Below are 23,382 nucleotides of genomic sequence, written 5' to 3'. Positions count from 1 at the left end.
TTTGCGCTGGCATCCGCGCTTTGCCTTCGTGCTTCATGCGTTGCCCCTGTGCGGGGCGGCACCTACTTTTCTTTGCCGCCGCAAAGAAAAGTAGGCAAAAGAAAGCGGCTCACACCGCCAGTTCTAGTACTTGCCTGAGGGCCCCCACAGGTTCTTACGCTTCACGCGGCAATCATGTGACTGACGTCCGTTGCCAGCGTTCTTGCAGTGCGCCTCACCTGCTTCACGCTCCCGCACTTCAGCATGCCGCGCCAGATAGTCCGCCGCCGCCCAGGTGGCAAACTGTGTGTAGGCCCTTTGTGCTCCACACGCCTCACTTCGGACCCATGGCGCACGCGTTCCACGCTGTAAGAGCACCACGCTATACGACGCGACAACCTGCACACAGTTTGCCACCTGGGCGGCACATGCCATTCACTGTCGCGTGCTTGAGTACGGGTGTTTGAAGCGGGTGAGGCATTTATTCAAAGCGTTGGCAACGCACGCAGATAAAGACGTTGCTGTGTGAAGCATGGGGACGTTGGGGGCCCGTGGATAGGAACATGGGCTGGCGGTGTGAGCCGCTTTCTTTTGCCTACTTTTCTTTGCGGCGGCAAAGAAAAGTAGGTGCCGCCCCGCACAGGGGCAACGCTCGCGAACCAATAACAAAACGCGGATGCCAACCCAAAAGCAAGCAATCCGCAGGCAATACACGGATGCCAGCGCAAAGGCAAACCAACATCAAAGCCCGGCGAATGCCAACAAAAAACCCAAACCGCAGATCAAAAACCCCTGCAAACCAAAAACATTTCCGGTATACCTGTCGCCCAAACACCGAATCAAACCCAAACCGACCCCCCGCCGCCAGGCAAAAATGCTCCCCAACCTGCTGGTCCAATTGATAAACGGACTCGCCGACGCTTCGGCGCTCTTTCTCGTTGCTGCGGGCCTGTCGCTGATCTTCGGCGTCACGCGCATCGTCAACTTCGCGCATGGCTCGTTCTACATGCTAGGCATCTACGTCGCCTACAGCATCGCGAGCCGTTTCGGCAGCAGCAGCATCTTGGGCTTCTGGCTGTCGATGCTCGCATCGGCGCTCGTGATCGGCCTGCTCGGCGCGCTCGTCGAGTTCATCGTCCTGAGGCGCATCTACAAAGCCCCCGAGTTGTTCCATCTGCTCGCGACATTTGCGCTGGTCCTGATCTTCCGCGACGCCGCCCTCGCGATCTGGGGACCGCAAGACCTGTTCGGCCCGCGCGCGCCGCATCTGTCCGGCGCCGTCGAACTGCTCGGCCATCAGCTGCCCACGTGGGACATCGCGCTGATCGTGATCGGGCCGCTCGTGCTCCTGTTGCTCTGGTATGCGTTGACGCGCACGCGCTGGGGCACGCTGGTGCGCGCGGCGACGCAGGATCGAGAGATGCTCGGCGCGCTCGGCATCAACCAGGCGTGGCTGTTCACGGGCGTGTTCTTCGTCGGCGCGTTTCTCGCGGGGCTTGGCGGTGCACTGCAGGGGCCGCGCATGTCGGCGAATCTGTCGCTCGATCTCGAAACAATCGGCAATGCGTTCGTCGTCGTAGTAGTAGGAGGGATGGGCTCGATTCCCGGCGCGTTCATCGCGGCATTGCTGATTGCGGAGATCAAGGCGCTGTGCATCGGCATCGGACATGTGTCGCTGTTCGGCGTCGATATTTCGTTGAGCCGCTTCACGCTCGTCGCGGAGTTCGTCGTGATGGCCGTGGTGCTCGTGGTGCGGCCATGGGGCCTGCTGGGACGCCCGACGTCGACGGTTCGCGCGGCGGCGCCCGCCGACATGCCCTTGAAGCCCGCAGGCAAGCCGCTCAAGTGGCTCGCGGCATGCGTGCTGGCCGTGCTCGTGCTTGCGCCGCTCGCCGCCAGCGCGTTTCCGTACATGCCCGTGCTGCTCGTCGAAATTTTGATTGCCGTGCTGTTCGCGGCGAGCCTGCACTTCATCATGGGGCCGGGCGGCATGCATTCGTTCGGTCATGCCGCGTACTTCGGGCTCGGTGCATACGGCGCGGCGCTCTTTCTGAAAGTGCTCGATCTGCCGATGGAAGTCGCGCTCGTTCTCGGCCCGTTACTCGCCGTGCTCGGCGCGCTGGTGTTCGGCTGGTTCTGCGTGCGCCTGTCGGGCGTGTATCTGGCGATGCTCACGCTCGCGTTTGCGCAGATCGTCTGGTCGGTCGTGTATCAATGGGATGACGTGACGGGCGGCAGCAACGGCATTCTCGGGCTATGGCCGTCGAACTGGCTGTCGTCGCCCGTCGCTTATTACTATCTGACGCTGGCATTCGCCGTGCTCGGCGTGTGGCTGCTGCGCCGCATGCTGTTCTCGCCGCTTGGATTCGCCATGCGCGCGTCCCGCGATTCGATGTTGCGCGCGGAAGCGATCGGCATCGATACGAAGCGCGTGCAGTGGGCCGCATTCGTGATCGCGTCGCTGTTCTGCGGGCTCGCTGGTTCGCTGTACGCGTTTTCCAAAGGCACGATTTCGCCGGAAGTGATCAGCGTGAGCCGTTCCGTCGACGGACTCGTGATGGTGCTGCTCGGCGGCATCCAGACGTTGACGGGGCCTGTGGCGGGCGCGGCGTTATTCACGTGGCTGCAGGACACAGTCGCGCGTCAGACCGATTACTGGCAGGCGCTGCTCGGCATCGCGATTCTGCTGCTCGTGATCGCTTTTCCGCAAGGCATCGTAGGGTTCGTGCGCGAGCGCTTCGAGCGCGACGATGCACGAGCGGGAGGCCGACAATGAGCCTTCTACGAGTATCGAATCTGTCGATGTCGTTCGGCGGCGTGAAAGCCGTCGACGACGTTTCGTTCGACGTAAAACCCGGCGAACTATTGGCCTTGATCGGCCCGAACGGCGCGGGTAAATCGACGTGTTTCAACATCGTCAACGGACAGCTACGTCCGACGCATGGCTCGGTGATGCTCGACGGACACGAGCTCGTCGGCATGCGGCCGCGCGATATCTGGCGGCGCGGCGTCGGCCGGACGTTCCAGGTCGCGGCGACCTTCAACTCGATGACCGTGCTCGAGAACGTGCAGATGGCGCTCGTATCGCGCGAACAGCGTCTGTACGGCTTGTGGAAACCGGCGGCGTCGCACTTCGAGGATGAAGCGCTTGCGCTGCTCGATCAGGTCGGCATGACGGCGCATGCGTATCGCGCGTGCAGCGTGCTCGCCTATGGCGACGTGAAGCGTGTCGAGATGGCCATTGCGCTCGCGAACTGTCCAAAGCTTCTACTGATGGACGAACCGACGGCGGGCATGGCGCCGCAGGAACGCACCGATCTGATGGCGCTGACGAAGCGTCTTTCAGCCGAGCGTAATATCGGCGTGCTGTTCACCGAGCACAGCATGGACGTCGTATTTTCCAGCGCGGACCGGATCATCGTGCTGGCACGCGGCAAGCTGATTGCGCAGGGCGACGCGGACACGATACGCAACGACGCCAACGTGCAGGCCGTCTACTTCGGCACGGGCAAGACGTTCCAGCCGCGCGCGGCGTTATCGGGCGATCGCGGCGAGTCACACACGGAGCCGCGCGCATGAATGCACCGCTGCTGAAAGTCGATGGACTGAACGCGTTCTACGGACGCGCGCAAATCCTCTTCGACGTGAGCCTCGAAGTGGGGCGCGGCGAAGTCGTCGCGCTGATGGGCCGCAACGGCGCGGGCAAATCGACGACGATGAAGTCGATCATGGGATTGATGGCGCGGCGCGAAGGCGCGATTCAATTCGACGGGGCGGATATCTCCGCGTTGCCGACGCATCGGATTGCGCGGATGGGGCTCGGTTACGTGCCCGAAGATCGTCGAGTGTTTTCTGGTCTTACCGTGATGGAGAACCTCGACACGGGGCGTCAGCCGGCGCGAGCGGGTGCGCCCTCCTGGACGCCTGACAAGCTCTTCAAGCTGTTTCCGAATCTCGGGGAAATGCCGCAGCGTCCTGGTGGGCAGATGAGCGGCGGCGAGCAGCAGATGCTGACTGTGGCGCGGACGCTGATGGGGAATCCGTATCTGGTGTTGCTCGACGAGCCGTCGGAAGGCGTCGCGCCTGTGATCGTCGAGCAGATAGCTAATATGATTCTTGAGCTGAAGCGTGAAGGGCTCTCTATTCTCCTTTCGGAGCAGAATGTGCATTTCGCTGAGCTGGTGAGTGATCGCGCTTACGTGCTTGAGAAAGGGCAGATTCGGTATGGGGGTGCGATGCGCGAACTTGTTAAGGATGATGCCGTGCGGCGGGCGTATCTTGGGGTTTGATTTTGATTTTGATTTTGGTTTTTGCTGCGCAAGCGGTGCGGTTTGCTTGTGTTTGCGCTGGCGTCCGCGTTTTGTCGTTGGTGCTTCAAGCGTTGCCCCTGTGCGGGGCGGCACCTACTTTTCTTTGCCGCCGCAAAGAAAAGTAGGCAAAAGAAAGCGGCTCACACCGCCAGTTCTTGTGTTTGCTTGAGGGCCCCCACAGGTTCTTACGCTTCACGCGGCAATCACGTCATACATGCTCGTTGCCAGCGCTCTTAATTGACGCCTCACCCGCTTCATGTGTCCGCGTCGCGGCACGCTGTGCCAGATAGTCCACGGCCGCCCAGGCGGCAAACTCTGTGTCGGCCCAGGTACTGCACGCGTCTGACTTCGGACCGATAGCGCACGCGGCCCACGCTGTAAGAGCCCCAGGCTAAACGACGCGACAACCTACACACCGTTTGCCACCTTGGCGGCACAAACCATTTGCTGCCGCTCGCCCGTGTGCGGGTGTCTGAAGCGGGTGAGGCTTCCATTCAAAGCGTTGGCAACGCACGCGAACAAAATCGCTGCCGTGTGAAATGTGGGGACGTTGGGGGCCCGTGGATAAGAATACGTGCTGGCGGTGTGAGCCGCTTTCTTTTGCCTACTTTTCTTTGCGGCGGCAAAGAAAAGTAGGTGCCGCCCCGCACAGGGGCAACGCTAGCGAACCGATAACGTCACGCGGATGCCAGCGCAGACCCAAAACCAAACCAACACCAACACCAACACCAACACCAAACGACAACCCCGCACCGCAAAAACCAAAGACCCGGTACGATTCACACTTCGCACCTCCACCCGGAACGGACAAATAACACGGAGCCACCCGCATGACCTCGCGCGCAGCATGGACCTCCCGCATCGCGGCTTCCCTGGCCGTCTCACTGACGGCCTTCAGCGCTTCCGCACAACAGACCATCAAAATCGGCGAAATCAACAGCTACAAGGCGCAGCCGGCCTTCCTGATGCCCTATAAAAACGGCTGGAACCTCGCGCTCGATCAGGTGAACGCAGCCGGCGGCGTGCTAGGCAAAAAACTCGAAGTTGTCTCCCGCGACGACAACGCGAACCCCGGCGACACGATCCGCGTCGCGCAAGAACTCATTGCCCGCGAACAGGTGCAACTGCTATTCGGCGGCTATCTGTCGAACACCGGTCTCGCGCTGACGGACTTCGCAAAACAGAAGCGCATGTTCTTCCTCGCCGCCGAGCCGCTCACCGACAAGATCGTCTGGGCCGACGGCAACAAGTACACGTACCGCCTGCGTCCTTCCACGTATATGCAGGTCGCGATGCTCGTCCCCGAAGCGGCAAAGCTGAAGAAAAAGCGCTGGGCACTCGTCTACCCGAACTATGAATACGGTCAGTCAGCGGCGGCGACGTTCAAGAAGCTGCTGAAGGCCGCGCAACCCGATGTCGAGTTCGTCACCGAACAGGCCACGCCGCTCGGCAATCTGGACGCCGGCTCGACGGTGCAGGCGCTCGCCGACGCGAAACCCGACGCGATCTTCAACGTGTTGTTCAGCGCCGACCTCGGCAAGTTCGTTCGCGAAGGCAACACGCGAGGGCTATTCAAGGACCGCAGCGTCGTGTCGCTGCTGACAGGCGAGCCGGACTATCTCGACACGCTCGGCGCGGAAGCCCCCGTCGGCTGGATCGTGACGGGCTACCCGTGGTATTCCATCGATACCGCCGCCAACAAGAAGTTCGTCGCGGACTACGAGGCGAAGTATCACGACTATCCGCGCCTCGGTTCGGTGGTCGGCTATACGGCGCTGATGTCGATTGCGAATGGCATCAAGAAGGCCGGCTCGACCGATCCCGACAAGCTCGCGGCCGCGTTCAAAGGCTTGAATGTCGATACGCCGTTCGGGCCGATCATCTATCGCCCGCAGGACAACCAGTCGACGATGGGCGCGTTCGTCGGCGTGACCGCGTTGAAAGACGGCAAGGGTGTGATGACGTCGTATCGCTATATCGACGGCGCGAGCGTGCAGCCGTCCGACGCCGAAGTGAAGAAACTGCGTCCCGCGGACTGATTCGCGAACAGGTAAGGCGCGTTTCAAAGGCCAGCCGCGCGGCTGGCCTTTTTCATGGGGCCGCCGTCATTCCTCGGCGTCGTGCTCGGCCACGAAATGACGCAGATACGCGAGTACGGCTGCTTCCGCCGCGCGATGGTCCGCGCAGCTTTTCGAACCCGCGTTCTCTTCGTCGCCGAAAAGCGTCGATGGCGCATTGTGCACGTCCACTTCCTGGCCTTCGCGGAAAATGCGGATCTCGTGCATCGTCTCCGCGTATTCCGCCACCCAGTGAATCCCTTCGATATGGGCGCCTGCCCTGACTGTCTGTGTATTCATGAGGCGTCTCCTGACGGTTGCATCGCCGCCTTTGACGTAAACCATAGACGCTATCGGCCCATTGCGCAGCCCTCGTTGCGCATCGAGGCCGCCTGCGTCGCGATTGCCAGGCAGCGCGAAGCGAAACGCCCGTTGCGTGGCAAGCGGCCGAAGGACCGCAAAAGTCGCGGGTTTCGAGCCGGTGCGGGCCTCAGCGAGGACAAGGCACACCCGTTGCTGCATATGAATGGCCACCATTCAACGGGAGCACTGTCATGCCTGATAAAGCAACCCTCAAGCGTGCCGCCGCCGACAAGCGCGCCGGCAAGTCGTCGAGCACTCAAGCCGGCGAATTCGTGAAGGAAGAAATCGACCACGTGCGCGAAGGCAAGCACGGCGTCAAATCGGCGAAGCAGGCAATTGCAATCGGCCTGTCGAAGGCTCGCCGCGCGGGTGTCGCACTGAAGCAGCCGAAGGCGGGAACCACGAGCGAAGCGACGCGCAAGAAAGCCGCGAAGGACACGGCTGCGGGACAGCACAAGACGCCTGCCGTTAAGCACTCAGCCGCGAAGAAGGCCTCGAAGACCACGGCTGCGCGCCGTCCGGGCAGCGAATCGACGGCGAAGCGCTCGCGCGTTGCCGAAGCCGTGCTGAAACGCGAAAGCGGACAGGGCGCATCGAAAGAAGCATTGTCGAAGCAGACCATGGCAGCGGCAGCGCGTCGTCCAGCAGCAAGCCGTTCGGCTGCGGCGAAGAAGGCGGCTGAAACGAAGGGCGCGGCAGGCCGGTCGGCGGCCGCGAAGAAGGCTGCGCATACGCGGGCCACGCGTGCGCATCACTGAAGGCTAGCGGGAGAACCGCTGCCGCGCTCGCCGACGGTTAAACAGTCGGCGAGCGGCGGCAGCGTGCAAGACGCTTACTGGATCGAAGCCAGCGCGTTGCGGACGGTCTGGAAGACCTGGTCGATCTGCGCTTCGTCGATGATCAGCGGCGGCGAGAAAGCCAGAATGTCGCCCGTGAAGCGGATCAGCACGCCTGCTTCGAAGCACTTGACGAACGCCTCGTAAGCGCGCGCGCCCGGCGCGCCGTCGCGCGGCTCCAGTTCGACGCCCGCGACCATGCCGAGGTTGCGGATGTCCTTCACGTGCTTCGCGTCGCGCAGCGCGTGAGCGGCGGCCTCGAACTTCGGCGCCATCGATGCCGCGCGCTCGAACAGCCCTTCGCTGCGATACAGGTCGAGCGTTGCCACACAGGCCGCTGCGGCCAACGGGTGCGCCGAGTACGTATAGCCGTGGAACAGCTCGATCGCGCCTTGTGCGCCGGCGTTGACGATCGTGTCGTGCACCGTGCGGCTTGCCGCGACCGCGCCCATCGGCACGGAGGCGTTGTTGATCGCCTTGGCCATCGTCAGCAGATCGGGCTTCACGCCGAAATATTCGCTGGCCGTTGCCGCGCCCAGACGGCCAAAGCCCGTAATCACTTCGTCGAAAATCAGCAGGATGCCGTGCTTCGTGCAGATGTCGCGCAGCTTTTGCAGATAGCCTTGCGGCGGGATCAGCACGCCCGTCGAGCCCGCGACGGGTTCGACGATCACCGCGGCGATCGTGGACGCGTCGTGCAGCGTGACGATGCGCTCCAGTTCGTCGGCGAGATGCGCGCCCCAGGCCGGCTGGCCTTTCGAGAACGCGTTGTGTTCGAGGTTGTGCGTGTGCGGCAGGTGATCGATGGACGGCAGGAGCGCGCCCGAGAACGTCTTGCGGTTCGGCGCAATGCCGCCAACCGAAATGCCGCCGAAGCCGACGCCGTGATAACCGCGCTCGCGGCCAATCAGGCGCGTGCGCTGTCCTTCGCCGCGCGCGCGGTGATAGGCGAGCGCGATCTTCAGCGCGGTATCGACCGACTCCGAGCCGGAATTCGTGAAGAACACGCGGTCGAGCCCTTCGGGCATCAACTCAGCGACTTTCGACGCCGCTTCGAACGCGAGCGGGTGGCCCATCTGGAAAGTCGGCGCGAAATCGAGCGTCGCGGCCTGCTTCTGGACGGCGGCAACGATCTCGTCGCGGCCGTGACCCGCGTTCACGCACCACAGGCCCGCGCACGCGTCGAGCACGTCGCGCCCGTCGGTCGAACGGTAGTACATGCCTTTTGCCGATTCCAGCAGGCGCGGCGCCGACTTGAACTGGCGGTTGGCAGTGAACGGCATCCAGAAGTTCGACAGATCGTCGATCACGGGGCGCGAAGTCATGGGTTTCTCCTCGAATGGGTAGCGAAACTGTAGCGTCCGAGGTTAAATGGCGGACATAAACAGTTGACTCACTGCGCTGCTAACTGTGCTGGTCGAATCAGCTCAACTGTGCTGGATATTGCGCTGCATCTGTCGTCTGTCTTGATAATCCTAATCCGTTGATGATCGAACTCGAACTGGATCGTGACCGCCGTTTAGCGCCGACGCTCGTCGAGCAGGTCGTGCAAGGCTTCGCGCAGGCGATCGACAGCCAGGCGCTGCGCGCCGGCGCGCTGTTGCCGTCGGTGCGTCAGCTGGCGCAATCGCATTCACTGAGTACCTTCACCGTGACGGAGGCGTACAGCCGGCTCGTGTCGATGGGCCTCGTGACCTCGCGGCGCGGCTCCGGTTATCGCGTCGCGCCGCGTGCGCGGGCCGCGCAGGCAAATACCGTCGACTGGCAGCCGCCCAGCCTCACGGCGACCTGGCTGCTGTCCGACGTGTTCGCCGACCATTCCATGCCGATCAAGGCGGGCGGCGGCTGGCTGCCGAACGAGTGGATCAACGAAACGGGCATGCAGCACGCGTTCCGCGCGATGAGCCGCGTGCCCGCCGCGCGCCTCGGCGACTACGGGCATCCGTATGGCTTCGCGCCGCTGCGCGCGAAGATCGCTGAGCAGATGGACCGGCGCGGCCTGCCCGTCGAGGTGTCGAACGTGCTGCTGACGCAGGGCGCGACCCAGGCGCTCGATCTGATCGTGCGCACGCTGCTGCGCGCGGGCGATACCGTCGTCGTCGAAGATCCGGGCTACTGCAATCTGCTGCAAATCCTGAAGCTTGCCGGGCTGAACGTGATCGGCGTGCCGCGCACGCCGGCGGGGATCGATACGGACGCGCTGGAGCAAGTCGTCGACGCGCATCATCCGAAGGCGATTTTCGTCAACACGACCTTGCAGAATCCGACGGGCGCGACCTACGGCATGGCGTCAGCGTTCCGCCTGCTGCAGATCGCCGAGCGCAATCGCATGTGGGTGATCGAGGACGACGTGAGCCGCGAACTCGGCTCGCCGGGCGCGCCGATTTTTGCCGCCATGGAAGGGCTGCGCCGCGTGCTGTATATCAGCGGCTTTTCGAAGACGGTGACGCCGGCGTTGCGTTGCGGCTATGTCGTCGCCGAGCGCGACGTGCTGCGCGAACTGGCGCGCACGAAGATGGCGGTGGGGCTGACGTCGTCGGAGGCGATCGAGCGGATCGTCGACAAGGTGTTGCATGAGGGCCGTTATGCGCGCCATGTCGAGCAGGTCAACGAGCGGTTGCGGGCCGCGCATGCGATCGTCGAGGAACGGCTGGATGCGCTGGGGCTGGAAGCGTTTCACCGGCCGCGCGCGGGGCTGTTCCTGTTTGCACGCTTGCCCGTGGAGCCGGAGCGCGCGGGCGAGATTGCGACGGCGGCGTTGTCGGACGGCATCTGGCTCGCGCCTGGTTCCTATTTCCGTCCCGACGATGCGCCGAGCGCGTGGTTCCGCTTCAACGTCCCGCATTCGACGGATGACGCGTTGTGGCGCTTCATCGAACGCGTTGGCCGGGGCTGAGCCGCGAAACGCGGGGACAAAGCTTCAGGGTCGGGCGAGCGAGTCGATCAGTTCGCCGATGTTTGCCGCGCCGACATTGTCTTCCAGCAGCCCGATGAACACGCGGCTGTAGAGTTGATCCCGCTGCACTTCGGGCAGATCCGAGCGGGCGTTCGCGATCGCTTCCGCCGCGCGGTGCGCCGAACTGACGATGCGTTGTGCGAGTTTCTTTTCCATACACTTCGCTAACGACAGCAAGCCGCAAAGCTTGAGCCGTTTTCCCCTGGTTTAGAGCATTCGTTGCGCCGCGATCAAACTGTGGGCCGAATGCGTTGTATTGGTTCTTTCCTGAGTCGTCCACGTACTACGCAACGAGCGCATTTTTTGCCCTTGGCGCGAGGTTTGCGCGGCTGCGCTCCTTCGCGTCGTACATCACCCGGTCCGCGCTTTTCACCAGATCCGCCGCGCGTTCGCCCGGTTGCAGCACCGCGATGCCGAGGCTCGCGCACACGCGGTAGTCATTGCCGTGCACGCTGACGGGCGCCTCGAGCGCCGCCGTGATCGCGGCGGCGACGTCGGGTGCCAGCGCCGCGTCGTCCTCGATGACGACCAGGAACTCATCGCCGCCCAGCCGTCCGACCTGCGCGCGGTCCTGCGCGACGTCCGTGAGGCGCCGCGCGATCTCGGCAAGAATCGTGTCGCCCAGATGGTGGCCAAACGTATCGTTGAGTTCCTTGAAGCGGTCCAGGTCGACGAAAATCACGGCCACGCGGCCGGCGGCATCCGGCGCGGCGACGGCTTCCTCGAGCCGATCCATGATGCAGCCGCGATTGGACAGGCCCGTCAGGCGGTCGGTATGCGCGAGCCGGTGCAACTGCTCCCGGCCTTTCAGCAGTTTCAGGATCAGCGCGGCGATCCACGTGGACAGTCCGACCAGAATCACCGAGATCACGCTCGCCATCGTCACGTAGACGCGGCGCATCCGGTAGTAATCGTCGAGCGTCTCGGCGACGGAGAGGCCCGCCATCACCGTGAGTCCGTACCGCTTCACCTCGCGGCGCGCGACGATGCGCTCCACGCGGTCGATCGGGTCGGTGAACATTTCGTTGGTCCCGCGCGGATCGATGTAGCCCGTCGGCAGCGTATCGCCCGTACGGCTCGGCGCGTCGCCTGCGCGGCGCGACAGCATCGAACCGCCGCCCGACAGCACCGCGATCATGCCGTGCTCGCCGAGCGCGGCGCTCGTATAAAAGCCATCGGTGAGCCAGGCGGGATTCTCCGACACGATCACCACGCCGCCGAAGCTACCGTCCGGACGGTTGATGCGCCGCGTCGCCTGGATCGACCATTGCCGCGAGATGCGGCCAATCAGCGGTTCGCTGAGGAACAGCCCGACATCGTCTCGCTCGCGATGCACGCGAAAGTGCTTGCGGTCGCTCAGATCGATCGCGCCCGAAAACGGAATCGTCGACGCGATCACATGGCCGTCCGCGCCCGCCAATGTGACTTGCAGCGCGGTATCCGCGGTGATAAGGCCGTAGGCCTGGTATTTCTTGAGGTCGAAGGTGTCGGGCGAGCTTTCGTAGCCGTATTTGACCAGCAGCGCGATTGCGTCGACGTCGTGAATCGTTTTCAGCGTGTGCGTGTCGAGCGCGCCCGCGACGGTGCGGGCGGCGACGCGCGCATCGTGCAGCACGGCAGCTTTCTCGACGCGCAGCCGCATCAGGATCGTGACCCACAAAACAGCGAGGATCAGCACGGTCAGCGCGGGCAGCAGAATGAACGCGCGGTGCGGCGCGTTGCCATGGCTGCGCGGCTGGAAGCGCGGGACGAAGGTGCGAAGTCTGCCTGTCAACGACCTCATTACGGACGCGGTGTTCTTCACTGGCTGATGGCTGACGCGTGAGGCACTTCAATTCGACCGTTCATGAACGACGGCGCACGCTGCCGCCGCCTTGCTGAACCCTTATAACGGCAGCAGCGGGCGGAAGTTGATTGCGGTTCTCAGATTCGTTTGAAACAGCATGGACGTGCTGAACTGACGGCGTTGATCGCGGGAATCGACTCGATGGAAGCGGTGCCGCGCGTCGAAATCATGCGGGCGGAATGGGACTGATGGCGAACGCATAGCCGTTCTTGCCGTGGCGCTTGACTTCGTACATCGCGCCGTCGGCGGCGGCGACGAGCAGCCGGTGATCGGCGACGCGATCGGGATAGGTCGCGATGCCGACGCTCGCGCGCACGAAGCCGAGGCCCATTTGCGTATCGGTTTCGCCGACGCAGTTCATCAGCCGCGTGGCGATGCCCGTGAGCTCCGTGTCGTTGCCGAAGCCGGAGACGAGCGCCGCGAATTCGTCGCCACCCATGCGCGCGACGAGATCGCCGGGGCGCAGCGACTGGCGAAAGCGCTGCGCGAGGGCGATCAGAAATTCGTCGCCGATCGCGTGGCCCAGCGTGTCGTTGACCTGCTTGAAGCCGTCGAGATCGACATACAGCACCGCGCAATTACCGGGCACGCGTTCGGCCGCGATGCGGTCGAGCCGCGCGAGCAGTTGCTGGCGGTTGGGCAGGCCCGTCATCGCGTCGTGCTGGGCGGCGTGGCGGAACTGATGCGTGAGACCCGCGAGCCGCCGATGCCGCCGCGCGAACACCACGAGTGCCGCGCACAGCGCGCCCGTCACCACGACGGTCAGCACCGCGAGCACGCTCGCGACGCGCAGCGTGCGCCGGCGGACATCGTTGCCGACGGCGTCGCGGCGCGCGTGCCAGTCGTTCGCCGTGGCTGCGAGCGACTGCTTCAGTTCGTCGAGGCTCCTGGCCGTCGCATTGGCTTGCGGCAAGCGTGGCGCGGGAACGGGACTGGAGCCGATCAGCGCGTCGAGTTCGGTCACCCGTGCGCCCAGTTCACCGAGCGCCTGCTGGTAGGTTGGGTTAGCCGCGCTCGAAGGCGCGCTGCGCTTCAGCAGGCTTGCGACGTTGAGCGCGTTGTCGGCGCGCCCGACGGCTTCCAGCACGAGCGTGGCGTATTGCTGCTGGAAGTGATCGGAGAATAGCGCCTTGAGCTGCACGGCGACGTAGAGCAGCCCGACCACGAGGCACGCGAGAGCGATCGCGCCGACCACGATGGGTTGCGGGCGCCATCGCGGGCTGAGCGGGCGGATCGGCGTGACGGTTTGCTTCACGCCGGCGGGTTAGGGATGCGAATACGGATCGGGGTTGTTGCCGGGATCTCGGGTGCGACGGTGATAGTCGACTTTGCGGAACATCGCGGTCAGCCGCGAGACGAAGGTTTCCTTCGGTTTCGCCCGTTGCGCATGGCGCGCGGCGTTGCCAGGCTGCTTGCCGCGGTCGGCGCGAGCGGCGGCGGCATTGTTTGGCCCGGGCGCGGTGCGCGCGGTTTGCGGCGGGTCGCTCGCGTCTGCGTCCGTTTCGTCGTCGGCTGTCTGGGCTGCCGCGAGCGAGTCGGCGGGCGCGGGCTTTTGCGTCGGCGCGGCCGGTATCACGCGGCCCGACACTGAACTCGTCGGCACGGCCGCATGGCTCGGGATGCGCAGGTCGGCGCTCGTGCTGGTTGCCGTCGTGGCAAGCGGGCGCCGGGCCGATTCGACCGCTTCGGCGTACGCCACCTGGTCACGGTTGAACCAGATCACATACGCAGCCGCGCCCATCACGCCAACGGCGAGACCCATCGCCGAGATCAGGCAAATCTGCACCCAGCTGTAATGCCGTGCCTGCGGATCGTCGCTATCGGATAGAAATGCGCTCTCGTACTGCTGCTCCCGGCCGCCGCGCGCGCGGTCCGGAGATTCCTGTGCGTCCATGTGTGCAACGCCTCCGACCCTTGCGGTCTGCGTCTGTCAATGGCGGGACTGGCGCGTCGGGTACGCGCCGGTGAAATCTGCTCGGAGATAACCGTGGTCTTGGAGCAATTATTGAGCCCGTCGCGTGTCGCAATCCGGCGATGGTGCCGGTGAGGACAGCGCGGAACCCGCTCGCGAGGACAGGGTTATGTGTTGGCTATTCTACTGTCAATTCGCGAGACGGGACGTGGCGGAAAACGCACGTTTGAAGCGTAGCGAGGCTGGCCAAAAAGGCGTGTAGGGAGGGAAAAATTTCCAGCCTCTTGGCGTGTCACGCAAGCAGGCGCAACACGATGGGATAAAGCGTCGCGACGAGCATCAGCGCCATCGCGATGTTGAACGTGCGCAGCCACACGGGGTTCGACAGGGCGCGGCGCATCGCGGTGCCGAACGCGGCCCACAGGCAGATGCACGGCAAGCCGATCACGTAGAACAGCACGGCCATCAACAGCGCGTTGATGCCGAAGTCGGCGCTCAGATGAATCGTCGTCGCGGCGGTGAGCACCATCATCCATGCCTTCGGATTGACCCATTGGAAGGCGATCGCTTCATGAAAGCGCATGGGGCGGCGCTCGCCTTTCTTGACCTGCATTTCACCCGACGTGCCGATTTTCCACGCGAGATACAGCAGATACACGACGCTCAGCACTTCGAGCACCGTGTACAGCACCTCGAAGCGGCGGAACGCTTCGCCAAGCCCAAAACCGACCGACAGCATCAGCAGCGCGACGCCCGCGCTGATGCCGAGAATATGCGGCAGCGTGCGGCGAAAACCGAAATTGACGCCGGATGCGAGCAGCATCGTGTTGTTCGGTCCAGGTGTGATGGTCGTGACGAGCGCGAACAGGATGCCGGCGGGCAGGGCGCTGGCGCTCAGGGTGTCGAGGGTCATGGGCGGCTCCGCAAAGAATTTTCGAGACTGGCGACAGTGTACCGAGCGAGGCCGGTACAGTACCGGTACAGATGGGTGAATGATTTCCGGTACGGCGCTCGATTGCCGAGGTTCCTTGCCACAGCGCAAGCATTCAGGGCAGGATGCGTAGATAGCACTCCAACGCACCCCAGCATGCACAACCCAAAAGAAAAATCGTCAGCATCCCTGAGCCTTCTGAAGGGCATCCTCCCGATCAGCCGCTCGACGGCGCTGCGCGACGTGTTCTCCGGCATCTCGCTCGCGTCGATGGACATACCGCAGGTGCTCGGTTATGCGCGCATCGCCGGCATGCCCGCGGTGACGGGGCTTTACACCGTATTTCTGCCGCTCGTCGCGTTCGCATTCTTCGGCGCGTCGCGCCACCTCGTGGTCGCCGCCGACTCGGCCACCGCGACCATCTTCGCCAGCCGCGCGTCGACCATTGCGCCGATGGGCAGCGCCGAGTATGTCGCGCTGGCGGGTATGGTCGCATTGCTGACGGCAGCGCTCCTGCTGCTTGCCCGCATCTTCAGGCTCGGCTTTCTCGCCGATTTCCTTTCGCGCACCGTGCTGGTCGGCTTCCTGACGGGCGTCGGCATACAGGTATCGATTGCGATGCTGGGCGACATGTTCGGCATGACCGTGCCGTATCCTTCGTCGCGAAGTCTGGCGCAACTGGTGTATGTGGTCGGGCATGTCGTGCATGCGCATCTGCCGACACTCATGCTCACCGTGCTGGTGGTGGGCGCGATTCTCGTCGGCAAGCGCTTCCTGCCGCGCGTGCCGATACCGCTCATTGCCGTGATCGGCAGCATCGCCGCGAGCAAGACCTACGATTTCGCCGGGCACGGCATCACGATCCTCGGCCCGATCAGCGGCGGTCTGCCGCCGTTCGCGTTTCCGGCTGTCACATGGCAACAGTTTCTCGACCTCGTGCCGGTGGCGGCGTCGTGCTTCGTGATGATCATTGCGCAGAGCGCCGCCGCGGCTCGCGTGTTCGCGCAGCAGTATCACGAAGAAGTGGACACCAACGCGGACATCCTCGGGCTGGCCGCGGCCAACGCCGCTGCCGCATTCAGCGGCACGTTCGTCGTCAACGGCAGCCCGACGCAGACCGCGATGGCGGAACGCGCGGGCACGCGCAGCCAGATCGGGCAACTGGCGTTCGCGGGTGTCGTAGTCATCGTGCTGCTGTTTCTGAGTTCGTATCTGCAATATCTGCCGCATTGCGTGCTTGCCGGGATCGTGTTCACGATCGCAGTCGGTCTCGTCAACGTGCCGAGCCTCGTGGCGATCCGCGCCGAAAGCCCCGGCGAGTTCACGCTCGCGCTCATCACGGCGGCAGCCGTCGTGATGGTCGGCGTCGAGCATGGCATTCTGCTCGCCGTCGCGTTGTCGCTGCTGCGGCATGTGCGGCACAGCTATCGTCCGCATACGATGGTGATGGAACCGTCGCCGCTCAACGGAAGATGGCAGCCCGTGCCCACGAAGCCGGGGATCATGACCGCGCCGGGACTCATCGTGTACCGCTTCGGCTCCGATCTGTTCTTCGCGAACGATCATGTCTTCACGGCGGAAGTGATCGAACTCGTCGATGCGGCATCCGGCGATCTGCATTCGCTCGTGATCGATGCGGGCGCGATCACGGCACTCGACTATTCAGCGGCCCTCACGCTGAGCGATCTGATTACGGATCTGCAAGAGCGCAAGGTGGCTGTCATTTTCGGGCGTGTGAATCCTTATCTGCGCGCCGATATGGACCGGCATCGCATTACGCAGATCGTCGGCGAGTCGAACATATTCGACACGCTGCATGAAGCGCTCGCGCATGCGGGCATCAGCCCGCCGCGCGAGGTGAATGCGCTATAAGCGTACGGGCCACGTCGCCCAGCCGATGGCGCATCGCAGCAGCCACGCTGCGGCATTCGCATGGGCCTATCGCTTTCCCTGGATCGCGCGTCGGACAGCAGCATGCGCCGTGCGCGCATGCTGCGCCGCACTCCGTTGTCCGGCGGCGCATCGCATCGTCTTCACACTCGAAGACACCTCCCCGTCCCATCGCACCCGCACGCATCTGCAACATAGGGCAAGTCCCTAAGCGCATTTAGCCCTGCATTACCACGTCGCACATCGCCCTTCTACACTCAGCATCAAATGGAGGAGGGACGACATGGCCAAGATGATCCACACGATGGTCCGCATTCAGGATCTCGACCGCTCGCTGAGCTTCTATCAACGCGCGTTCGGGCTCGAGCCTTCGCATCGGCTCGATTTTCCTGACTTCTCGCTGGTCTATCTACGCAACGACGAATCCGACAACGAGATCGAACTCACCTGGAACAAGGGACGCGAAGACGCGTACTCGCATGGCGATGGCTACGGACACGTCGCGTTCGTCGTCGACGACGTGAAGCGCGAACGCGAGCGTCTGATTCAACTCGGCATGACGCCGAACGACGTGCGCGAATTCAAGAACGACGACGGCACCTTGCTCGCGCGTTACTTCTTCATTCAGGACCCGGACGGCTACAAGATCGAAGTGCTCGAACGACACGGACATTACCAATAGAAAGCCGCGCACGACACGGTACCCCCACAACACAACCATCAAGGAGACAGGCATGAGTCACAGAGTGATTCCAATCGCCGCAACGTCTGGCACGGCTCATGAGCCCGATGCGCCACATGCGCCGCGCTCGCTGGCGAGGCGCGAGTGGCTCAAGGGTACGGGCGTGCTGGTCGGCACGCTCGCGTTCCCGTCGATACTCGCGACACTCGCGCCCAGCCGCGTATGGGCGCTCGAAATGCAGGCGCTCGATACGCACCAGGGCGCGGTGCTGCTTGCCTTCGTCAAGCAGCAGTACCCGCACAAGACGCTCGACGACGCGGTCTATGCGCTCGTCGTCAAGGACCTCGACGCGAAGGCGCAGAAAGATCCCGCCGCGCGCCAGACACTCGTCGATGGCGTGAAGCAGCTCGACGCGCTCAACGGCTCGGACTGGACCAAACGCTCACCCGCCGACCAGGCGCGCGATGTCGCCGCGATGCAGAAGACGCCGTTCTTCACGACCGTGCGCACGACGGCCATCGTCTCGCTGTACAGCAACGACATGGCCTACGCGCACTTCGGCTATGGCGCCGCGCAAGGCGACGGCGGCTATCTGACCAAGGGCTTCAACGATCTGGCGTGGCTGCCGAATCCGCCCGCCGCCGCGAGCGGTCCGATTCCCACCGACAGCTGAGCAACGGAGACCTGACATGGACGACAACAACAAGGTGCATTTCTCGCACAACGATGCGCGCGCCGTGGTCATCATCGGCTCCGGCGCGGGCGGTGGCACGCTGGCGAACGAGCTGGCGCAAAAGGGCATCGACGTGATCGTGCTCGAAGCCGGCAAGATGCATACGCAAGGCGATTTCACTACCGACGAATGGGGCTCGTTCTCGATGCTGTCGTGGCTCGACAAGCGCACCACATCCGGCAGCTGGCGCATCGCCACCGACTTCCCGAATCTGCCCGCGTGGATCTGCAAGACCGTCGGCGGCACGACGACGCACTGGGCGGGCGCGAGCCTGCGCTTTCAGCCGCACGAGTTCAAGGCCAAAACGAACTACGGCACGATCAAGGATGCGAACCTGCTCGACTGGCCTGTCACGAGCGAGGAAATGGCGCCGTGGTACGACCGCGCCGAGAAGAAAATGGGTGTGACGCGCACCAACGGCTTGCCGGGCCTGCCCGGCAACAACAACTTCAAGGTGATGTACAACGGCGCGACGAAGGTCGGCTACAAGGAATGCAACACCGGCCACATGGCGACCAACAGCGTCGTGCGCGACGACCGCGCGCATTGCTTCCAGCGCGGCTTCTGCTTCCAGGGCTGCCGCACGGGCGCGAAATGGTCGACGCTCTACACCGAGATTCCGCGCGCGCAGGCCACGGGCCATATGGAATTGCGCACTCAGGCGCAGGTCGTGAAGATCGAAACGGATGCGAAGGGCAAGGCGAGCGCCGTCGTCTATTACGACGCCGCGGGCAAGCTGCAACGTCAGAAGGCGCGTATCGTCGCGGTGGCGGGCAATGCGATCGAAACGCCGCGTCTCTTGCTGAATTCGCATTCGAGCCGCTTCCCTGACGGACTTGCCAATTCATCGGGACAGGTGGGGCGCAACTACATGCGTCACACGACGGGCTCCGTCTACGCCGTGTTCAACGACAAGGTCGACATGTACAAGGGCACGACGATGGCGGGCATCATCGAAGACGAAGCGCGCTTCGATACGTCGCGCGGTTTCGCGGGTGGCTATCACATGGAGACGGTGTCGCTCGGGCTGCCTTTCTATGCGGCGTTTCTCGATCCCGGCGCATGGGGCTCTGACTTCACGCAGGCGATGGACGCGTATCCGTACACGGCGGGCATGTGGATCGTCGGCGAAGACATGCCGCGCGAGACCAACCGCATCACGCTGAATAACGACGTGAAGGACCAGTACGGCCTGCCCGTGCCGAACGTGCATTTCGACGATCACCCGAACGACGAAGCGATGCGCGAGCACGGTTTCAAGCAGGGCAGCGCCGTGTATCAGGCGGCGGGCGCGAAGACCGTGTACAAGGTGCCACCTTATCCGTCGACGCACAACCTAGGCACCGCGCGCATGAGCGCGAAGCCGCAGGACGGCGTATGCAACCGTTTCGGCCAGACGCATGACGTGCCGAACCTGTTCATCTCCGACGGCAGCCAGTTCACGACGGGCGCCGCGGAAAACCCGACGCTGACCATCGTGACGCTGGCGATCCGTCAGGCCGACTACATCGCGAACCAGATGAACAGGCGCACAATCTGATCGAGGCGCGTGAACGAACGAGCTGCGGCGGGCAGGCGCGATGCGAGCCGCCGCACTCGCCGCCGCACTCATACGAACAATGGAGACACACCATGTGCAACGTGTACGTCAACGCGGACCCGATCCTGTACGAATCGCGCACGCGTTCGCTGCGCATCCACGGCGTGATCACGACCGTGCGGCTGGAGAATCTCTTCTGGGACGTGCTGCATGAAATCGCGTCGCGCGAGAACATGACGACCACGCAATTCGCCGTCAAGCTCTACGACGAACTCATCGCGCTGCGCGGCGAAGTGCCGAGCAACTTCGCGTCGTTCCTGCGCGTGTGTTGCCTGAGGTATCTGTCGATCGTTGCGGGCAAAAGCGAATTAACCAGCTTTCCCGTTCCCATCCCCGAGGTGAAACCGCGTGTGCTGAAGACGGTTTGATCCGTCGCGGCGTTTCACTCGGATTCAGCTTGCCCGCGAGCGCGCGTTATCGCGAGTGCGTACGGAACGCCTCGCCGCCCAGGCCCGCGCGATCGACGGCGACGATGCGGTTGCGGCCGTTGTCCTTCGCCTGATACAGCTGCGCGTCGATCAGATTGATGAACGCGGTCGTGTCCATGCTGCCGTTGGGAACGATCGTGCCCACGCCGAAGCTCGCCGTCACGCGCTGCTGATGCGGCGAGCGCACATGCGCGATCGCCTCGGCATCGATCAGATCGCGGCAGCGTTCGGCCATTTTCACGGCGGTATCCGCATCCGTGTCCGGCAGCACCAGCACGAATTCCTCGCCGCCGAAACGTCCGAGAAAGTCGCTGGAACGCGCGGCTTGCGCGAGCACGCCCGCGACGCGCTTCAGGCATTCGTCGCCCTGGAGGTGGCCGTAGTAATCGTTGTAGGCCTTGAAGAAGTCGATGTCGATCATGATCAGGGACAGCGGCTTGCCGCTTTCGTGACCAGCAGCCCACTCGCGCTGCATCACGGCGTCGAACATGCGGCGGTTGCCCGCGCCCGTCAGTCCGTCCTTGAACGACAGGTCTTCGAGTTCCTTCTGCAGACGCGCGAGTTTTTCTTCCGTACGCTTGCGTTCGCTGATATCGAACATGAAGCCGATCAGCGAATCGACGCCGCCATCGGGTTTGCGCACCACATGCACGACGTCGCGTAGCCACACGTAGCCGCCGTCTTTCGTCAGCGCGCGATAGTCCGCTTCGTGGTCGGTGCCCGCCTGCGACTGCGCGACGCAAAACTCGACCACTTTCTGGCGGTCGTCGGGATGCATCCGTTCGGCCCAGTCGTTGACCGTTTTCCACGACGACGGCGCCCAGCCGAGCAGCGCCTCGATCTGCGGGCCGATGTAGGTGAAGGCCATCGTCGCCCAGTCGATCTTCCACGGAATCGCTTTCGTCGATTCGAGCAGCGTGCGATACACCGCGCCGTCGTGTTCGAGCCGCTCGCCTTCGGCGCGCATGCTGGCGCTGGCATCGTCATGGCGCAGAAACGCGGCGCCGAGCATGTCTTGCGTGTCGTCGATGTTTTTCATGGTCGCTTCGTGTTTGTCGATGGCGCCCGATGGCGCGTCTCGCCATGTCAACGGCACGGCGGCATCGTTTCTTGATCGGCTGAAACCCGGACGGACAATTCTACTGATGGAGTGGCGCCGCGTCGCGCGCAAGATAGGCTCTGAACGTCTCGATCAGCGCGCGAACCTTCGGCGGCGTGTGCTGCGTCGGCGGAAAGACGGCCTGGATGCCCGCGGGCTCCGTCGACCATTCGGGCAGCAGCCGGACGAGGCGCCCGGCCGCGACGTCGGCGCCGATCGAAAAGTCCGTCAACAGCCCCAGCCCACCGCCCGCGAGCGTCGCCGCGCGCGCGGCTTCCGCCGTGTTCACGAGAAACACGTTCTCGCAGCGCACGTTTTCCGCGGCGCCGTTCGTGTGGCGCAAGTCGAGCGTTTGCGGGCGCGGCAGGACCGTCAGCGCGACGAAAGGCAGCGCGGGGAGATCGGCGGGCGTTTGCGGCGCGCCCCACGTCTCGATGAACTCAGGGCTCGCCACGACCCACTTCTCGAAGCGGCCGAGCGTGACCGCGCGATAGTTCGAATCCGCGAGACGCCCGAGCCGGATCGCGACGTCGATGCCGTCCGCGATCAGATCGACGACGTGGTCGCTGCACAGCAGTTCGATATCGAGCCGCGGATGCGCGCGGCGCAATTCGACCAGCACGGGCGCGACCACGAGCGTGCCGTAGTCGATCGGGCAACTCACGCGCAGCGTGCCGCGCACGGGCGCTTCCTCGCCGCCGATTTCAGCCAGCGCTTCCTCCGCGGCGCGCAGGATCTTCACGCTTGCGTCATAGAACGCGCGGCCTGCCTCGGTAACGCCGAGACGGCGCGTGGTGCGCACAAGCAGGCTCGCGCCCACTTCCGCTTCGAGCCGCTGCATGTGCGTGCTGACCATCGTTTTCGCGAGCCCGAGCCGTGCGGCGGCTGCCGTCAGCGAGCCCGCTTCGACCACGGCGACGAAGACGGCCAGCCGGTTCAGGTTCACGTCACGCACGTCGGCCATGTCGATTGTCCACTTTCAGAGGATTGTGTTTTCAAGGTTATCAGGCTTCTGCGGCCGCGCGGCGCGCATTAACCTTCGTATTGTCCAACATGACTGAACCTGGAGAGACGAATGCCCGCAGCCAAGCCCGCCCAGCCAATCCGCCTGTACACGACCCTGCTGTCGGGTCATGGGCATCGCGTGAAGCTGTTCCTGACTTTGCTCGACCTGCCGTTCGAAGTGATCGAACTGGACATGCGCGCGGGTGACAACCGCAAGCCCGAGTATCTGACGCTGAATCCGTTCGGCCAGGTGCCGACCATTCAGGACGGCGACGTCACGCTGTTCGATTCGAACGCGATTCTGGTGTACCTGGCCAGGCGCTACGGCGACGCGTCGTGGCTGCCGGAAGATCCGCTTGGCGCGGCGGCCGTGCAGCGCTGGCTGTCGCTGGCGGCGGGGCAGATTGCCTTCGGTCCGTGCTCGGCGCGGCTCGTCACCGTGTTCGGCGCGCCGCTGAATCATGAAACGGCGAAGGGCATCGCGGTGAAGCTGTTCGACGTGATCGAGCGCGAGCTGGGCACGAAGCCATTCGCAGCCGGCGAGCATGTGACGATCGCCGACATCGCCGCGCACACGTATATCGCGCACGCGCCGGAAGGCGGCGTGTCGCTGGAGCCGTATCCGAACATTCGCGCGTGGCTGCGTCGCGTGGAGGCGCTGCCGCACTTCATCGCGATGCCGGCGACGAAGGCGGGGCTGCTCGCCGGGTAACAGCGACGAGCGGTTCCGTACGACGCAACACGCTGACGTATTG

General features: G+C 63.9%; 21 protein-coding genes. 12 read left to right on the top strand and 9 right to left on the bottom strand.

The window, feature by feature from the left end:
- The first annotated feature begins 853 nt into the window (after window positions 1-853).
- From PPGU16_RS23200 to PPGU16_RS23185, 4 genes are all read left to right on the top strand, one after another.
- Window positions 854-2,755 carry an ABC transporter permease gene (locus tag PPGU16_RS23200; RefSeq protein ID WP_180722756.1) on the top strand — a complete coding sequence of 634 codons (1,902 nt, stop codon included), beginning with the start codon at window positions 854-856 and terminating at the stop codon, window positions 2,753-2,755.
- Complete coding sequence (locus tag PPGU16_RS23195) at window positions 2,752-3,558, top strand: ABC transporter ATP-binding protein (protein WP_180722755.1); 807 nt, start codon at window positions 2,752-2,754, stop codon at window positions 3,556-3,558. The genes PPGU16_RS23200 and PPGU16_RS23195 overlap by 4 nt, the downstream gene beginning before the upstream one ends.
- A complete protein-coding gene (locus PPGU16_RS23190; protein WP_180722754.1) occupies window positions 3,555-4,268 on the top strand; it encodes an ABC transporter ATP-binding protein in 714 nt (237 codons plus the stop codon). The genes PPGU16_RS23195 and PPGU16_RS23190 overlap by 4 nt, the downstream gene beginning before the upstream one ends.
- Window positions 4,269-5,119: 851 nt before the next feature.
- Window positions 5,120-6,328 carry an ABC transporter substrate-binding protein gene (locus tag PPGU16_RS23185; protein WP_180722753.1) on the top strand — a complete coding sequence of 403 codons (1,209 nt, stop codon included), beginning with the start codon at window positions 5,120-5,122 and terminating at the stop codon, window positions 6,326-6,328.
- A 66-nt stretch (window positions 6,329-6,394) separates the two neighbouring features.
- Here PPGU16_RS23185 and PPGU16_RS23180 read toward each other — a convergent pair whose 3' ends face one another.
- Complete coding sequence (locus tag PPGU16_RS23180) at window positions 6,395-6,646, bottom strand: hypothetical protein (protein ID WP_007748721.1); 252 nt, start codon at window positions 6,644-6,646, stop codon at window positions 6,395-6,397.
- Window positions 6,647-6,900: 254 nt separating this feature from the next.
- Between PPGU16_RS23180 and PPGU16_RS23175 the strand changes: the two genes are divergently transcribed.
- Window positions 6,901-7,467 (top strand): DUF6496 domain-containing protein, encoded by a 567-nt coding sequence (locus PPGU16_RS23175; protein ID WP_180722752.1) that lies wholly within the window; start codon window positions 6,901-6,903, stop codon window positions 7,465-7,467.
- Between the two features lie 74 nt (window positions 7,468-7,541).
- Here the strand turns inward: PPGU16_RS23175 and aptA are convergent, their stop codons facing one another.
- Window positions 7,542-8,870, bottom strand: a complete 1,329-nt coding sequence (gene aptA / locus PPGU16_RS23170; RefSeq protein ID WP_180722751.1) for an omega-aminotransferase AptA — start codon at window positions 8,868-8,870, stop codon at window positions 7,542-7,544.
- Window positions 8,871-9,031: 161 nt separating this feature from the next.
- On the opposite strand from aptA, the gene PPGU16_RS23165 reads away from it, so the two are divergent.
- Window positions 9,032-10,441, top strand: coding sequence for an aminotransferase-like domain-containing protein (locus PPGU16_RS23165; protein ID WP_180722750.1), 1,410 nt, complete (start codon window positions 9,032-9,034; stop codon window positions 10,439-10,441).
- A 24-nt stretch (window positions 10,442-10,465) separates the two neighbouring features.
- On the opposite strand, the gene PPGU16_RS23160 is transcribed toward PPGU16_RS23165, so the two are convergent.
- The 5 genes from PPGU16_RS23160 to PPGU16_RS23140 all read right to left on the bottom strand — a co-directional run bounded on the left by PPGU16_RS23160 (window position 10,466) and on the right by PPGU16_RS23140 (window position 15,172).
- Window positions 10,466-10,657: a hypothetical protein gene (locus PPGU16_RS23160; protein ID WP_180722749.1), complete on the bottom strand. Its 192-nt coding sequence runs from the start codon at window positions 10,655-10,657 to the stop codon at window positions 10,466-10,468.
- A gap of 127 nt (window positions 10,658-10,784) precedes the next feature.
- Window positions 10,785-12,284 carry a diguanylate cyclase domain-containing protein gene (locus tag PPGU16_RS23155; protein WP_180722748.1) on the bottom strand — a complete coding sequence of 500 codons (1,500 nt, stop codon included), beginning with the start codon at window positions 12,282-12,284 and terminating at the stop codon, window positions 10,785-10,787.
- Window positions 12,285-12,513: 229 nt separating this feature from the next.
- Complete coding sequence (locus PPGU16_RS23150) at window positions 12,514-13,602, bottom strand: GGDEF domain-containing protein (protein WP_180722747.1); 1,089 nt, start codon at window positions 13,600-13,602, stop codon at window positions 12,514-12,516.
- A 9-nt stretch (window positions 13,603-13,611) separates the two neighbouring features.
- The gene (locus PPGU16_RS23145) at window positions 13,612-14,241 is read right to left on the bottom strand and encodes a hypothetical protein (RefSeq protein WP_180722746.1); all 630 of its coding nucleotides are present in this window, start codon (window positions 14,239-14,241) and stop codon (window positions 13,612-13,614) included.
- Between the two features lie 310 nt (window positions 14,242-14,551).
- A complete protein-coding gene (locus PPGU16_RS23140) occupies window positions 14,552-15,172 on the bottom strand; it encodes a LysE family translocator (protein ID WP_180722745.1) in 621 nt (206 codons plus the stop codon).
- A 174-nt stretch (window positions 15,173-15,346) separates the two neighbouring features.
- Between PPGU16_RS23140 and PPGU16_RS23135 the strand changes: the two genes are divergently transcribed.
- The 5 genes from PPGU16_RS23135 (at window position 15,347) to PPGU16_RS23115 (ending at window position 20,463) form a co-directional block, all read left to right on the top strand.
- Complete coding sequence (locus tag PPGU16_RS23135; RefSeq protein WP_180722744.1) at window positions 15,347-17,062, top strand: SulP family inorganic anion transporter; 1,716 nt, start codon at window positions 15,347-15,349, stop codon at window positions 17,060-17,062.
- A 301-nt stretch (window positions 17,063-17,363) separates the two neighbouring features.
- A complete protein-coding gene (locus tag PPGU16_RS23130; RefSeq protein WP_180722743.1) occupies window positions 17,364-17,762 on the top strand; it encodes a VOC family protein in 399 nt (132 codons plus the stop codon).
- Window positions 17,763-17,814: 52 nt separating this feature from the next.
- Window positions 17,815-18,435: a tat (twin-arginine translocation) pathway signal sequence gene (locus PPGU16_RS23125; protein ID WP_180722742.1), complete on the top strand. Its 621-nt coding sequence runs from the start codon at window positions 17,815-17,817 to the stop codon at window positions 18,433-18,435.
- 16 nt (window positions 18,436-18,451) lie between these two features.
- Window positions 18,452-20,035 carry a GMC family oxidoreductase gene (locus PPGU16_RS23120; RefSeq protein WP_180722741.1) on the top strand — a complete coding sequence of 528 codons (1,584 nt, stop codon included), beginning with the start codon at window positions 18,452-18,454 and terminating at the stop codon, window positions 20,033-20,035.
- Window positions 20,036-20,127: 92 nt separating this feature from the next.
- Window positions 20,128-20,463, top strand: a complete 336-nt coding sequence (locus PPGU16_RS23115) for a ribbon-helix-helix domain-containing protein (RefSeq protein ID WP_180722740.1) — start codon at window positions 20,128-20,130, stop codon at window positions 20,461-20,463.
- 46 nt (window positions 20,464-20,509) lie between these two features.
- Here PPGU16_RS23115 and PPGU16_RS23110 read toward each other — a convergent pair whose 3' ends face one another.
- On the bottom strand, window positions 20,510-21,562 hold the full coding sequence (locus PPGU16_RS23110) for a sensor domain-containing diguanylate cyclase (protein ID WP_180722739.1): 1,053 nt from the start codon (window positions 21,560-21,562) through the stop codon (window positions 20,510-20,512).
- 100 nt (window positions 21,563-21,662) lie between these two features.
- Window positions 21,663-22,586 (bottom strand): LysR family transcriptional regulator, encoded by a 924-nt coding sequence (locus PPGU16_RS23105; protein ID WP_180722738.1) that lies wholly within the window; start codon window positions 22,584-22,586, stop codon window positions 21,663-21,665.
- 111 nt (window positions 22,587-22,697) lie between these two features.
- Between PPGU16_RS23105 and PPGU16_RS23100 the strand changes: the two genes are divergently transcribed.
- Window positions 22,698-23,339 (top strand): glutathione S-transferase family protein, encoded by a 642-nt coding sequence (locus tag PPGU16_RS23100; protein ID WP_180722737.1) that lies wholly within the window; start codon window positions 22,698-22,700, stop codon window positions 23,337-23,339.
- The last annotated feature ends 43 nt before the right edge of the window (window positions 23,340-23,382 follow it).

This window comes from Paraburkholderia largidicola, assembly GCF_013426895.1.
Classification (GTDB): domain Bacteria; phylum Pseudomonadota; class Gammaproteobacteria; order Burkholderiales; family Burkholderiaceae; genus Paraburkholderia; species Paraburkholderia largidicola.
The sequence above is the reverse complement of the archived record's forward strand: the minus strand, read 5'-3'. Positions and strand labels throughout refer to the sequence as shown.